Below are 14431 nucleotides of genomic sequence, written 5' to 3'. Positions count from 1 at the left end.
GGGCGGCCCGCCCGCTGCTGCGGAGTGAACGCTCCAAACCGTTCACTCCGTTTTTGTTTCCCGGACGCCGGGCCCGCAGACGGCGCCGCACATCGCCGGTTCCCGAAGGCCGCACCGCACAGCCGGCTTTCCTCAGCGGCGTTCCGCGGTCTGAAAACGATCCGGCTTGGCTGACAGACTGGGAGCCTCGGCCAGGCTTCCCCGCTCCACTTCCCGACACCCTAGATAACATTCACAGACAGCGGCTTTCAACAATGGGGTTCATGAACCGCCTAGCGGAACTGCGGTTCGCGGACCGCCACTTGCAGCCGGAAGCGAATTCCCCGGACAGCTCTTGCTGTTCCGATGGAGAATGGAGGTAGACTTATGCTGGATTCCTTGACCGGCGCCATCATCCTGGGCTTGCTCTATGCCTTCATGGCGCTCGGCGTTTACATTACGTTTCGGATTCTCGACTTTCCCGACCTGACCGTCGACGGCAGCTTTACGACGGGGGCGGGCATTACGGCCATTCTGATCTCGCACGGCTATTCCCCCCTGCTGGCAACGCTCGCCGGCTTCCTCGGCGGGATGGCGGCAGGAGCGTGCACGGGGCTTCTTCATACGAAAGGGAAGATCAACGGTCTCCTGTCGGGTATTCTGATGATGATCGCCCTGTATTCGATCAACATGCGGATTATGGGCAAGCCGAACATCTCGCTTCTCGGCGTGGACACGGTCGTCTCCTCGCTGACGAACCCGTGGGCGATGATCGCCGTCATGGCCGTCGTCGTGTTCATCATCAAGCTGCTGCTTGACGGCTTCTTTCATACCGACCTGGGCCTCGCGCTTCGCGCGACAGGCGACAACGCCCGCATGATCCGCAGCCTGGGCGCCAACACCGATTCGACCAAGATGATCGGCATCAGCCTGTCGAACGGGCTCGTGGCGCTGTCGGGATCGCTGATCGCGCAGCAGACCGGATTCGCGGACATCTCGATGGGCATCGGCATGATCGTCATCGGCCTCGCATCGGTCATTATCGGGGAAGCGATTCTGGGCGCCCGGACGATCTTCTTCGCGACGCTGGCGGCGGTGGTCGGCTCGATCCTCTACCGGATCGTCGTCGCGTTTGCGCTTCGGGCCGAGTGGCTCAAGCTTGAGACATCGGACCTTAAGCTCATTACCGCGCTGATCGTTATCATCGCACTCGTCGTGCCGACGACGCGCCGCGCGTGGAAGCAGAGGAACATGGCGAAGCGACGGACGTCGGAGCTGACCGCGTCTCTCGCAGGTGCTTCGTCCAAGAGAGGAGGGAGCCTCTAATGCTGGAGCTATCGCGAGTATCCCGCCTGTTCAACCCGGGGACCCCCGATGAAAAGGTCGCCCTCATGAACATCACGCTGCGCCTGAATCCCGGCGATTTCGTCACGGTTATCGGGAGCAACGGCGCCGGCAAATCGACGCTGATGAACATCATCTCCGGCGTCATGAAGCCGGACGCCGGCGACGTCCTGATCGACGGCAAGGCGATTCACCATCTGCCGGAGCACAAGCGGAGCCGCTGGATCGGCCGGGTGTTTCAGGACCCGATGGCCGGAACGGCGCCGCATATGACGATCGAAGAGAACCTGGCCATGGCGTACGCCCGGGGCAAGTCCCGCGGCCTCGGCCTCGGCGTGAACGGAGCCAAGCGAAGCCTGTTCCGCGAGCAGCTTGCCAAGCTCGGCATCGGGCTCGAGAACCGGCTGCGGGCCAAGGTCGGCCTGCTGTCCGGCGGAGAGCGGCAGGCGCTCAGCCTGCTGATGGCGACGTTCACCAAGCCGCAGATTCTGCTGCTCGACGAGCATACGGCCGCGCTTGACCCGGCCCGCGCCGAGCTGATCACCAAGCTGACGCGGGATATCGTGCAGGAGATGAATCTGACGACGCTCATGGTCACGCACAACATGGAGCAGGCGATCCGCCTCGGCAACCGGCTCATCATGATGGACAAAGGCCGGATCATCCTCGACATTCCTCAGGAACGTAAGCATGACCTGACCGTCGAGCGGCTGCTCGGCGAATTCGAGCAGATCAGCGGCCACAAGCTGGCCGACGACCGAGTGGTTTTGGGCTGATCGGACGGACTCAGGTGGCAAAGAAGCCGCCGCAGAGCATTCTGCGGCGGCTTTTTTATGCGCTTGGGTCTGGAGCCTCCGCCTCCGGGGCGCTCCCGGAAACTTTTTGAGAATGGGAACCGATTAGCGGCTCAGGTGTCTAATCTTGTAGAGGTGAGGGGATGAAGCGAATTGAGAAAGGAGCGGGGCAGGCGGCACCGCCGGGAGAGAATGTGTTCCGGCAGCTGATGGAGACGCATGGCCAGGATGTGTGGAACTATCTGTTCGTGCTCACTCGGCGGAGAGACGCGGCAGACGACCTCGCGCAGGATGTCTTCCTGAGAGCTTACGAGAAGTGGGCGACGTTCCGGGGAGACGCGTCCGTCAAAACCTGGCTGTTCGCCATTGCCCGTCATAGGGCGTTCAATTACAAGCGGTCGGCGCTGTTTCACAGAGTGGTGCTGCTCGGCGGGATGAGGGAGGAGGGACACTCTCCGTCCGCCGAGCGGGAGGCGATGGCGGGTCTCCTGGCCGACGAGCTGTGGGAGGCGGTGCTGCGGCTGCCCGACAAGTACCGCGAAGTGCTACTGCTCGATGCGAGGTATCAGATGCCGGTTAAGGAAATGGCCGCCTTGCTAGGCATCCCCGAGGGGACGGTCAAGTCGCGCATCAGCCGCGCCCGGGCGAAGCTGGCCAAAGAGTGGAAGGAGGGATCGGCCTATGATACCGTCTAGACCCGATTGGTATGACCGTCTGACTGGAGGGCCGCTAAAGCGGCCGGCTTTTACGGAGGAGACGATCCGGGAAGTAGAGGCGCGTCTGAGGAGGCTTACGGAGACGGGGAAGCCCGGCGAGCAGCGCCATGCAAGACGATTCCGTCGCTGGGCGGCGGGTGCCTCAGCTGCGCTTCTGCTGCTCGTGCTGGCGGGCGTCTTCCTCGCCCAGCTCGGGCTGCCGGTCCAGACCGGCAAGCCGCTTACGCCGGACGCTCACTTGTACGATCCCGCCACCATCCGGACGGGAGACCGGGCGGCGGAAATGACGGTTCTCCGGAAGGAAGAAGGCGTCTATGGCAGCGGCTCGGTCGCAACGACCTTCGAGGGAGAGGTGAAGCTGACAGGCTCCTACACCTATCTGTACAACGGCCAGCTCGTGTTCCAGCCCGACGAGGCGTCAGCCGGCAAGCTTCCACGTGCGGAAGGGCTGGCGAACCGGCCGCCTAGGCTGGTTCTGCGCTTCGGGAGCTCGGACGCAGAGGCGCTGTTCGGCCAGCCGGGATCGCTGGGCACAGCCGAACTGGTGGTCTCGGAATATACCGATGTCTTTGCTGATCGGATTGAGGGGGTCCCCAACAGCGGGCAAGTAGCGGAGCTGGAACGGATCGCCGCCTACCCGCCGCTGCAGCCGGCGGCCGCCGCTCTCGATCTGCAGTCGTTTCCCGTTCTCCGGTTCACGGCGTCCGAGGACGAGCGAGGCCAGGCGCAGAAGGCTGCCGACTGGCTGCAGGAGGTGGTACGGATTGCCGCAGCCGGCGTTTCTCCGGGCAAGCTCAGCGAAGCCGAACGGGAGAGCGTGGAGCGTTGGCTTCGCCAGGTGTTCACGGCTGAGCGGGCGGAGGCGCTGCTGTACCGGAACGCTGCCAAGACGCAAGACGGCTACCTCATCTCGTTCGCTCTCGTGAACCCTCCCCTGATGATCACCCAGGAGCCTGCGGAGAGAACGCCCAGCCTGGAAAAGCTGCCGAATGACGGGTATCTCTATTCGGCATCGGTGCGGATCGGCGGCAAGGAAACGTATCGGGAGACGTACCGGCTGGTTCTGTCGGACGGGGGCTGGCGGATCGACGAGTACAGCTGGACACTGGCCGCCCCTTGAAGGGCTTTTTTGGCGGAGAGAACCTGCACCGGAAAGCTCAGCCGCCTTCGTCGCGGCGGATGCTTCCCTCATGTTCCCCGGCTTTCCCCACCTTGTTCACAACACGAGCAGGAGGGTTCCGGATGTGAGCAGAATCAACCCTATGCAAGATTTCACGGACAGCTTTTCTTTGAAGACAAAATACGCGAAGAGGACCGTGACCAGTATGCTCAGCTTGTCGATCGGCACGACGATACTGGCCTGCCCCTCCTTCAGAGCCCGAAAATAAAACAACCAGGACAAGCCGGTCGCCAAGCCGGACAAGGTGATGAATGTCCAGCTTTTCTTATCCATTTGTTTCATTTCGCCTTGTTTTTTTGTCGCGAATACAATGAGCCAAGCCAGGATCAGGATGACAATGGTTCGGATAGCGGTGCCTAAATTGGAATCCACGTCCTCGATCCCCACTTTTCCCAGGATGGCGGTTAGCGCGGCGAAAATAGCCGATAGCCCGGCGTACAAAATCGATTGCCTCTGGTTAGAAGCAGACGCTGCACCATCTTTTTTTGGGATCATTAGATACGTGCCGATCCCAATCAAGATCATGCTGCTTACCTTTAATAGGGTAAAGGACTCCCCCAGCAGGAGGATCGCGAGGAGCATCGTGAGCACGGTGCTCGATTTATCGATCGGGACGACAACGTTCACATTCCCCACTTGAAGGGCACGGAAGTAAAACATCCAGGAAGCGCCGGTCGTGATTCCCGACAAAACGAGGAAGAGAAGAGATTTGGAACTGATGTCGAGCAGGCTATGCTGAACGTCTCCCACAAAGACGACAATCCAAGCAAAAAGGACAACGATGCCGGTCCGAAGAGCGGTGGCCAGGTTGGAATCTATTTTTTGGATTCCGATTTTAGCAAGAATAGAAGTGATGCCGGCAAACAGAGCGGCACAAAAAGCGTAAACAACCCACATGGCAACCCCTCCAAGAAGCTTCGAATGATCCCGTTTCTTTATTAAAGTATGGCGAAATCCGATTCCTCTAAACTTACCCTCGCCGCTCTCCGTTCCTGCATGGTTAACATGGTGAAAAGTTTATCATAGAAAACTAGCGGCAGGAGCAGAAGACGCGGCATCTGCTAAAGCGGCGGAAAAACGTCTTGCCCCCGGTTTACGCGGCTGCTGGCATCTTGTATGCTTCAAGAATATGGAAGCAAAGGAGGGGGACGCATGAGCCCAGCGGATGACGCCGTAACGATTCGTCCGTACACCCCGTCGGACGCCGAGACGATCGCCGCCCTGACGAACCGCGAGCCGTTCCACCTGCTGAACGGCATCACGGGTGCGGCATTTGACCGCATGCTGGACGAGCCCGGCGAACGCATTCGGGAGCACACCTATGTGGCGGAGTTCGGACGGGCTGCCGTCGGCTACTGCTGCCTGTGCTTCGTGGAACGGGAGGACCATCTCGCGGTCTTTTGCTACGGGGCGGTCGACCCGGCCTGGCGCCGGCGCGGAGTCGGCAGCGCGCTGTTCCGGTTTCTCTTTGCCCTTCTGGAAGAGACGGCCAGCCGGGAGAACAAGCCCATCCGCTTCCTTCACCGAGCGGTCAGCCGTATCCCGGGAGAAGCCGAGCTTGCGGCCGCCTTCGGCATGCAGGAGCAGAACCGGCTCGAGGTGCTTTGTCTGCCCGATCTGAGCGGCCTGTCTTTCCCTGACCCGCCGGGCGGCTTGGGGTTTCGTTCTCCGGCGCTCTCAGATGCGGCGGAATGGGCGGCGCTGTACAACGATGCCTTCGGAGGCGGCAAGACGGCGAAGAGTGTCGCGCATGAGTTCCAGGGAGAGGGCTTCTCTCCCGACCGCTATCTCTTCTGCACGGATACGGCGGGGACGGCCGTCGGGCTTTTGTGTGCTACGAGAAAAGGAAGGCACGCGCGCATTCCGACGCTCGCCGTCCGCACGGATTGGCAGCGGCGCGGAGTGGGTACGGCGCTTCTTGCCGAAATTCTGAAGAGGCTGAAGGAAGCGGGAATGGCGGACGTCCGTCTGTCGGTGGACAGCCGCAACCAGGCGGCGAAGACGCTGTACCGCCGGTTCGGATTCCGGCCCGATTACGAGCGGATTCATTACGCGGCTGAGTTTGGCGGAGCTTTCTGACAAAAATGGGCACCGCCGAGCTGGAGAAGCCGCCGGGAAACTGCGTTTCCCAGTACCGCTCCCGGGCGGAGTGGATTATAATGTACAGACGGGGGATGAGTCGAACGTCCCTGTTTGCAGCTTTTTTTCAATATGGAGGTAATCCTATGCAGCCTATCCAGACCAACGCGGTTCAGCAGGTGCTGGACCAGCTTAAGGGGTTCGATCTCTATATCCATCTGGAGATTACGAACGGCGCTTATACGTCCCATCGGGACAAGTCGAGATTGACGGTTGCGAATTTTCTTCGCAACGTCGTCATTCGCTATACGCACGGAACCATATCCGGCACCGGCCCTTACCGGGTCGGGCTCAAGCTGCCGAACGGCTGGGTCTTCACCGAAGGGCTGACCCACTGGGAAGAGAACGAGCCGGGCCGCCTCGTACTGGCGGGGCTCGATAGCGACGGCCGCCTGAACGTGGCACTTCAGCTCAGTCCGGAGCCGTTCTAACACGAGGCAGGACAAGAACAGCCGCCCCGGAAGGCAGGGCCAGCAAGAGGCGCTTGCATCCGGCGCGGCCGACAGAGAAGGGAGACAAGGGAGCAATGGAGGATCAGCACATTCTAGTGGTGCTTCCGCACCCGGACGACGAAGCCTTCGGGCTGTCCGGCACGCTTGCCAAGCACATCGAAAACGGAGCCGCCGTGACATACGCCTGCCTGACCCTCGGCGAGATGGGCCGCAATATGGGCAACCCGCCGTTCGCCAGCCGGATTTCGCTTCCGAAAATCCGGCTCGAGGAGCTGCAGGAATCGTGCCGGGTGATCGGGATTCAGGATCTGCGCACGATGGGCTTTCACGATAAAATGATCGAATTCGAAGACCAGGACGAGCTGGACCGCCGCCTCCGCGAGCTGCTTGACGAGCTGAAGCCCGGCCTCGTGTACACGTTCTATCCGGGCTATGCCGTGCATCCCGACCACGATGCGACGGGAGCGGCCGTCGTCCGTGTCATCGGCGCGCTGCCGGAGGAGACCCGGCCCGTCGTCCGCTGCCTGGCGTTCGCGCCGGGCTGCGAGCAGGCGCTGGGGGCGCCGGACGTCGAGGTGGACGTCTCGGCGTTCCTGAAGCAGAAGACCGGCTCGATCCGGGCGCATCGCTCGCAGTTCCGCTTCGACGCCATGCTCGAGAGCAACAGCCCGGAAGATCGGCAGATGATCGAGCGGCTCGGCAAGGAACGGTTCTGGACCTGGCAATACTAAGCGGCAGCGGAGCTGTCTGGCCGGCGTGCCGTCCTGAGGCCGGGCCGGCAGGCGAAGAACGCCGTAGCCGGATGTGTGACGTCCGGCGAAGGAAGAAGCAGCCAGAGCCTGGCAGCCGGGACAAGGCTTCCTCTCCGCCAGAGAGGAAGCCTTTTTTGGCTGGTATCCACTCGCGGCGGCTCGCTTGCCCGGAGGAGCCCGGCGCGGTACAATACCCTATAGGGTAACAAGGCGGCAGATGATCGCCCAGATTCGAAAATCGAAGGAGGGGAAGATTCATGAGAGTAGATATTTGGTCCGATTTTATGTGCCCATTCTGTTATATAGGCAAACGGCGGTTCGAGGAGGCGCTGTCCCGCTTCCCGCACAAGGATAAGGTGGAGGTCGTTTTCCGGAGCTTCGAGCTGGATCCGGGGGCGAAGCGCAGCACCGGCCAGTCGATGGACGAGCTGCTTGCGGCCAAGTACGGCATGACGGTGGAGCAGGCGCGGGAGGCGAACGAGAACGTGACCCGCCAGGCCCAGAGCGTCGGGCTGGAGTACCATCTCGACACGAGCGTGCCGACGAACTCGTTCGATGCCCACCGGCTGACGCATCTGGCCGCCCAGCATAACAAAGGCTACGAGATGGCCGAGCGGCTGTTCCGCGCTCACTTCACGGAGTCTCGCGACCTCGGCGACCGCACCGTGCTGACCGGTCTTGCGGCCGAGCTGGGCATTCCCGAGGAGGAAGCATCCGCGGCGCTGGAGAGCGGCGAGTTCACCTCGCAGGTGCGTTCCGACGAGGCGGAGGCGGCATCGCTCGGCATCCGCGGCGTGCCCTTCTTCGTGCTGAACAACAAGTTCGCCGTGTCTGGCGCGCAGCCGGTTGAGCTGTTCCTCGAAGCGCTGAACAAGGCACAGGAGGACGAAAAGCCACTTGTCGTCATGGGCGACCAGGAGGGCGGAGACGCCGCCTGCGTGGACGGCTCCTGCCAGATTCCCGAATCCAAATAACACTGGGCGAAAGTGAGTGCCCGGCCGCCCGCAGCCGGGCGCCGGAGCAGTCAAGACGCCCGTGAACCCCGGCCGGGATACCGGCTGGGGTTTTTGCGCGAGCGGCGGTTTGCCGCCGGCGTTTTTTGGGGACAAGCCGCCGATAGGCGCGGGAACGGCATGTACAGATGTCAGGAAACCAGGTAATCTGGAAGTACAGACAGCAGGGTTTGCGGAGGATAGACCAATAGGGAAGCGGGGAGAACACATTGACACGGTTTTTGTTTATCACCGACACCCACATCGGGGCGAGTCCGGTCGGCTTTCAGAGGCAGCCGGCCTATCCGGAGCGAGGCGAGGCGCTGCTCGCCGAGCTTCGTGACGTGATCGAGCACGAACGGATCGACTTCGTGCTGCACGGCGGGGATCTGATCGACAAATGCACGCCGGAGCAGATTCGGGAGGCGAGGCGCCTCCTGGATTATCCCGTGCCGGTGCATCTGTCTATAGGCAATCACGACCTGGACCGGCCGGATGCTGCGCAGCTGTGGCTGGCGGAGGCACCGGACCTGTTCGCGGACGGCTCGCTCCAGTACACCGTACGCTACCCGGATTTCATTCTGCATGTCGTCCCCAACCAATGGGAGCCGGGCGTCCCTTACTTCTGGCGGACGAAGCAGGAGCCGTTCTTCCTTGAGGAGCAGCTCCCGAGGCTCGAGGAGGAACTGCGGCGCGAGCCGAACGCCGTACATCTTCTCGCCATCCATAACCCGCTCTTCGGCGTCCCTATGGAGCAGAGCGGGCTCGACCGGATCGTGCACGAGATCGCGCCCCGCTTCCGGGAGACGGTGCTGGATGTCGTCCGGCGCTATCCGCAGGTCAAGGCGGTCTTCTCGGGGCACAACCACATCAATACGCTCCTCCGTACGAAGGAGGGCGTCTTCCTGAGCGGCAGCTCCTTCGTCGAGACGCCGTTCGAGTACAAGCTCGTCGAGGTGACGAAGAGCGGAATGCGAATCGAGACGCGCCGTCTCGACGCAGACCGGCTTGCCTTCACGCCCGAGTATGACGAGAAGGTGGCGTTCGTGCAGGGCCGGGAGCAGGACCGCAGCATCGAGCTTACGTTCGGCGAGTGAGAGCAGGGCTGCTGCCTACAGGAGGGAGCATACGAAGCGGCGGACCCGGGACATGGCCGGCGGGAACGGAAGCGTTGCCCAGCCGGATGGCAGTTGGGTGCTCTGTGAGGGCACCGCACCGGATCATTCGGTGCGACTCCGACCCGGCGCCGGGCAGGCACCAGCGATGATAGACAAAAAGGGAGTGCCGAATGGCACTCCCTTTTTGTCGTAAGGCGCAGGGCCGAGGGGCGCAAGCTCCGCTTCCGTCCTCCGGCCCTTCCACGCTATATCTCTTGCTCCCCGCCGAAAGCTCCGCTCCGGCCGCCTAGGCAGGAGCGGACTTGGCGAATGTCACGGTCACCTGGAACAGATCGCCGTTCAGCTCGATCTCCAGCCGGCCGCCCTGCATCTCGACGATGCTCTTGGCGATCGCAAGTCCGAGCCCGGAGCCGTCGGTATGCCGGGACTGGTCGCCCCGCTTGAATCGCTCGAACAGCTCCTCGGCGGCAAAATCGATCTCGTACGCCGAGACGTTCTTGATCGTCAGCACGACGCGTCCCGGCTCCTCGAACAGGTCGATGTAGACCCGGGAATGGGGCAGCGAATAGTTGAGCGCATTGCCGATCAGGTTCTCGAACACGCGCCACGTCTGCTTGCCGTCGAGCGGGGCCGTCACGGACGGATTCGCGACGTGCACCCGGAAGGTGAGGGAGGATTCGGCAATCCGGTCGTTGAACTCGGCGAGCGCCTGGTTGAGTAGATCCGCCACGTTGACCGTCTCGATCTTCAGCTCCACATTGCCACTCGCCATCTTGGAGGCGTCGAACAGGTCCTCGATGAGCGTTTTGAGACGCTGCGTTTTGCGGTCCAGCACGTCGACGTAGCTGTGAATCTGCTCGGGGGTCAGCTCCTTCTGCTTGAGCAGATCGACATAGTTGATGATCGACGTGAGCGGCGTCTTGAGATCGTGGGATACGTTCGTAATGAGCTCGGACTTGAGCCGTTCGCTCTTCATCTGGCTTTCGAGCGACAGCTTGAACCCCTGCTTCATGTTGTTCATGTGGGACGCCAGCTCGCGCAAGTTGCCCCGTCCCGTCTCCCGAATGGTGAAATCCAGATTGCCCGAGGCAGCCTCCGAGGCGCCCTGCTTGATCTCGGTAAGCAGCCGGAAACGCCGGATGAGATAGGGCAGCACCGTCACTCCGTAGAACAATGTATAGAGCACCCCTACCAACAGCAGCTCCCTATAACGATCGGAGAGGCCGAGGAGCCCGCACAGAGCAGCGATGCCGAGCCCTCCGGTCAGAAAGAACACGAGCCCCGCCTTGAAGGCGATCGACCGGCTGCCGAGGTTGCGTTGGAACAGGGTACGGATGCGGACGAGTAGGGAGCGCTGCCACTCCTCGCGCAGCCGGTCGGGCCGGCGGATGAACTGGGCCGCGTCCAGCAGGCAGAGAACGGCGTAGGCCGTTAGCAGCGCGAGCAGGACGAACCCAGCGACCTGGGAGACGCGAGGCGGCAGCCTAAAAAAAACGGTGCTGCTCCCGACCGTCAGTACGATGAGCACGGCTAGCAGCGCGGCAGCCCATCGCAGGTCGAGCGGGATCCGGCGGATCACCGAGCCCGCCGCTCCCTCTTGAAGCGGCCGCCAGGCACCTGTTCTCACGAAGTAGAAGACCAGACCGGCCGCCGCGGCGAGCGAGAGGCCGAGCAGGACCGCTTCCTTGATGAGCCGGTCCCGGATGCTCTGGTAATAGGCGTAATCGTTGTAGACCTGGCTGTAGCCGTCAGCCGCCTTCGGAACGATCAGATAGCCGGCGAGCTGGTTATTCTGGAAATACTGGTTGATCTGCTGAAACCAGCCGTTCTGCAGATAGGGCTGCGGGAACCTGAGGCTGTAAAAGGCTTCTTCCTCCAAATACCGGTCGTTGGGCGTCTGGGGCAGATTGGTGTAAACGTCGTTGGCCCGCGAATCGACGATATAGTAGGCGAAAATGCCTTTGCGCGCCTCCAGACTCCTCTTGACGTTGGCGTATTCGCTGTCTCGGTACGCGATATAGTCGGCGGACTGCTTCTTCAAATACTCGGCGGTCTGCTCCTCGGTCAACTTTTGAGGCGCGATGGCCCGCTTCCAGGCCTCCAGCCTGCTGCTAACCTTCTCCTCGGGAGTCATGGCCGGGTAGCCTTTGTTGTCTATGTGCACGTAACGAACCAGGTTGAAGCTCATCTGCATTTGCTCATAGAACGGCAGACTCCGGAAGTAGGCGTCCTTGGAGAAGTTCTCGCGGTTCTTCACGAGATCGACCGCCGCCAGCACCGAGAAGCAGACGAGACAGCATAGCAGGATGCCCGCCACGAGCGCCTGCCACCGGTTAATCGACTTTGTATCCAATGCCCCATACCACCTTCAAATATTTTGGTTCGCGCGGATTGATCTCGATTTTCTCGCGGATGCGGCGAATATGGACGGCGACCGTATTCTCCGCGTTCAGGTACGGCTCCTTCCATACCTTCTCGTAAATTTCCTGAATGGAGAACAGCCGTCCTTTGTGCTGCATGAGCAGCTCGAGAATTTTGTATTCCGTTGCCGTCAGGCGGACCTCCTCGCCGTCGACCAGCACCTGCTTGGACGTCTGGTTGAGGGAGAGGCCGCGGATCTGGATCTCGTCCTCTGTTTCTTTGTAATTGCCGAGATTCGTATACCGCCTCAGCTGCGATTTGGCTCTCGCGACGAGCTCCATCGGGTTGAACGGCTTGCTGACATAATCGTCGGCGCCTACATTGAGGCCGAGGATCTTGTCGGTATCCTCCGACTTGGCGGAAAGCATGATGATCGGGATGTTCCGGCTTTCGCGGATGAGGAACGTCGTCTTGATCCCGTCAAGCTCGGGCATCATGATGTCCAGAATGATGAGGTGAATGTCCTCCTTGTCCAGAGTGGCGAGCGCCTCCCGGCCGTTGTTTGCTTTGAACACCTTCATCTGCTCGTTGGTCAGATAGATCTCGATGGCGTCCTGAATTTCTTGTTCGTCGTCGACGACTAGTACGTTGTAAGAAGTCATAACATCTTCTCCTATAGAAATGGTGAGAGGCCGGGGTCTAATGCCCAGTCTCTATCCTAGCTCAGACTGTTAACGGATAAGTCTATAAAAACCTTACAACTTTCTTACAGATTCCGGCAAGAAGCGAGAAAGGGGAAATTTCGGCAAACAAGGCGCAGTCTGGCACCGAAAGGATGAGGTTCCGTTGGAAAATAGCGCACGCGGAGGGAGACGGAACGGGGAAGTGGGGGAGAAAACGCAGGTGGAGGCCTCGTATAGGCGAAGAAGCGGGCGAGAGGCATGCGTGAAAACCGTTGGAATTTTCCGTGATTTTCGCGTTCGTTTGTGCTACGATAGCTATATTTTGAATCCTCATTATTCAACAGAAAGGTTGCATTCTACATCATGAGTTCCTCAGCTGCAGACCGGAATGCGGAGCAGGCGGACGCCCGCTCATTCTCCCTTCTCCATCTCACCTGGCCTATCTTCCTCGAAGTGTTCCTGTTCATGCTAATGGGCAGTGTCGATATCTTCATGCTCAGTGCCGTCTCGGACGACGCCGTCTCGGCGGTGGGAGGCGCGAATCAGCTCATCTCCATCGCAATTCTCATTCTGGAAATCATCGGCAACGGGGCCGCGATCGTCATCGCGCAGTATCTGGGGGCCCGCCGGCTGGCGGAAGCAAGCCGCATCTCCGCCCTGTCGATTACGCTGAATCTGGCGGTCGGGCTCATCATGAGCGCGGCGTTCCTCGTGTTCGGCGGCAGCCTGCTCCGGACCATCCATCTCGAGGGGGACATTCTCGCCTACGCGAACACGTACCTCGGCGTCGTCGGAGGAGCGATCTTCCTGCAGGCGCTCATCAATATCGTGGCTGCCATCATCCGCACCTACGGGTATACCCGGCAGACGATGCTCGTTTCGCTCGGGATGAACATTTTTCACGTGGTGTTTAACTACCTGCTTATCTTCGGTCATCTCGGCTTCCCCGAGCTCGGGGTCCAGGGCGCGGCCATCTCGACGGTGGCCAGCCGGGCGATCAGCCTGCTCGTCTTCTTCTGGCTGCTGTACAAGGTTATGGAGGTCAAGGTCGGGCTGCGGGATTACATCCGCTGGTCCCGCGAGTACGTCGGCAAAATTCTCAAGATCGGCATTCCGTCGGCGGTTGAGCAGATCACCTACCAGGCATGCCAGCTCGTGTTCTTCTATTATGCGACGTTTTTGGGAACGACCGTGCTCGCTTCGCGGCAATACGCGATGAACATCTCGGCGTACGTCTACCTGTTCAGCATGGCGACCGGCATCGGCACCGCGATCCTGGTCGGCCGCTATGTCGGGGCACGCAGGAAAGAGGCCGCCTATCGGCAGGTCTGGAGCAGCGTGCGCTGGGCCGTCGCCGTGACGGTCGCCGTCGATCTCGTCGTCATCGCGCTGCGGGAGCCGCTCTTGCGCATCTTCACGGATAACCCGGAGATCATCCGCATCGGCTCCCAGGTGATCGTGCTCAGCTTGCTTCTGGAGACCGGGCGGACGTTCAATCTCGTCATCATCAACTCGCTGCGGGCGGCGGGCGATGCCAAGTTTCCCGTCTACATGGGTCTTTTGTCCATGGTCTGCATGAGCCTTCCGCTCGGCTATGTGCTCGTCTTCGAACTGAACCTCGGCCTGGCCGGCATATGGCTCGCTATCGCGGCGGACGAATGGCTGCGCGCGATGATCATGTTCTTCCGCTGGCGCAGCCGGACCTGGGAGAAGCACGCGCTCGTCGGCGAGCCGCAGGAGCAGGCGCCGGCCCCTTCGCCTGCGGTGTAGCCCCGGCAGTGCTGCCCGGCTAGGGCGGGCAAACACCGGATAAGAGGCACGCTCTTCCTCTAGTAGAGAGCCGGCTGCAGGCATGCCGCCGGACAGCCAGATGATCGACACCTTGCGGTGAGGAGCCGCAAGGTGTTTTTTTGCTGGAGAA

At 61.1% G+C, this 14431-nt stretch carries 13 protein-coding genes; 10 read left to right on the top strand and 3 right to left on the bottom strand.

Annotation, left to right across the window (positions count from 1 at the left end; genetic code table 11):
• The first annotated feature begins 366 nt into the window (after positions 1-366).
• From KJS47_RS16625 to KJS47_RS16610, 4 genes are all read left to right on the top strand, one after another.
• On the top strand, positions 367-1305 hold the full coding sequence (locus KJS47_RS16625) for an ABC transporter permease (RefSeq protein ID WP_213526184.1): 939 nt from the start codon (positions 367-369) through the stop codon (positions 1303-1305).
• A complete protein-coding gene (locus tag KJS47_RS16620) occupies positions 1305-2099 on the top strand; it encodes an ABC transporter ATP-binding protein (protein ID WP_213526183.1) in 795 nt (264 codons plus the stop codon). The genes KJS47_RS16625 and KJS47_RS16620 overlap by 1 nt, the downstream gene beginning before the upstream one ends.
• 161 nt (positions 2100-2260) lie before the next feature.
• A complete protein-coding gene (locus KJS47_RS16615; protein ID WP_249716457.1) occupies positions 2261-2812 on the top strand; it encodes an RNA polymerase sigma factor in 552 nt (183 codons plus the stop codon).
• The gene (locus KJS47_RS16610) at positions 2799-3953 is read left to right on the top strand and encodes a hypothetical protein (RefSeq protein WP_213526182.1); all 1155 of its coding nucleotides are present in this window, start codon (positions 2799-2801) and stop codon (positions 3951-3953) included. The genes KJS47_RS16615 and KJS47_RS16610 overlap by 14 nt, the downstream gene beginning before the upstream one ends.
• 96 nt (positions 3954-4049) lie before the next feature.
• Here the strand turns inward: KJS47_RS16610 and KJS47_RS16605 are convergent, their stop codons facing one another.
• Complete coding sequence (locus tag KJS47_RS16605; protein ID WP_213526181.1) at positions 4050-4910, bottom strand: EamA family transporter; 861 nt, start codon at positions 4908-4910, stop codon at positions 4050-4052.
• A 255-nt stretch (positions 4911-5165) separates the two neighbouring features.
• On the opposite strand from KJS47_RS16605, the gene KJS47_RS16600 reads away from it, so the two are divergent.
• From KJS47_RS16600 to KJS47_RS16580, 5 genes are all read left to right on the top strand, one after another.
• A complete protein-coding gene (locus KJS47_RS16600; protein WP_213526180.1) occupies positions 5166-6092 on the top strand; it encodes a GNAT family N-acetyltransferase in 927 nt (308 codons plus the stop codon).
• A gap of 146 nt (positions 6093-6238) precedes the next feature.
• On the top strand, positions 6239-6583 hold the full coding sequence (locus tag KJS47_RS16595; RefSeq protein ID WP_213526179.1) for a YojF family protein: 345 nt from the start codon (positions 6239-6241) through the stop codon (positions 6581-6583).
• Positions 6584-6678: 95 nt separating this feature from the next.
• Complete coding sequence (gene bshB2, locus KJS47_RS16590; protein ID WP_213526178.1) at positions 6679-7335, top strand: bacillithiol biosynthesis deacetylase BshB2; 657 nt, start codon at positions 6679-6681, stop codon at positions 7333-7335.
• A 278-nt stretch (positions 7336-7613) separates the two neighbouring features.
• A complete protein-coding gene (locus tag KJS47_RS16585; RefSeq protein ID WP_213526177.1) occupies positions 7614-8330 on the top strand; it encodes a DsbA family oxidoreductase in 717 nt (238 codons plus the stop codon).
• Positions 8331-8578: 248 nt separating this feature from the next.
• Positions 8579-9445: a metallophosphoesterase family protein gene (locus KJS47_RS16580; RefSeq protein ID WP_213526176.1), complete on the top strand. Its 867-nt coding sequence runs from the start codon at positions 8579-8581 to the stop codon at positions 9443-9445.
• A 307-nt stretch (positions 9446-9752) separates the two neighbouring features.
• Here the strand turns inward: KJS47_RS16580 and KJS47_RS16575 are convergent, their stop codons facing one another.
• Both KJS47_RS16575 and KJS47_RS16570 read right to left on the bottom strand, forming a co-directional pair.
• Positions 9753-11819: a sensor histidine kinase gene (locus tag KJS47_RS16575; RefSeq protein WP_213526175.1), complete on the bottom strand. Its 2067-nt coding sequence runs from the start codon at positions 11817-11819 to the stop codon at positions 9753-9755.
• Entirely contained in the window at positions 11800-12489 is a 690-nt protein-coding gene (locus tag KJS47_RS16570) for a response regulator transcription factor (protein WP_213526174.1), read from the bottom strand. The genes KJS47_RS16575 and KJS47_RS16570 overlap by 20 nt, the downstream gene beginning before the upstream one ends.
• Before the next feature lie 384 nt (positions 12490-12873).
• Here KJS47_RS16570 and KJS47_RS16565 point away from each other — a divergent pair, with 384 nt between their 5' ends.
• Entirely contained in the window at positions 12874-14280 is a 1407-nt protein-coding gene (locus KJS47_RS16565) for an MATE family efflux transporter (RefSeq protein WP_213526173.1), read from the top strand.
• Positions 14281-14431 lie beyond the last annotated feature (151 nt).

Origin of the sequence: Paenibacillus sp. J31TS4 (assembly GCF_018403265.1) — a bacterium.
In the GTDB taxonomy this organism is placed as follows: Bacteria; Bacillota; Bacilli; order Paenibacillales; family NBRC-103111; genus J31TS4.
This window is presented reverse-complemented; position numbering and strand designations above follow the sequence as displayed.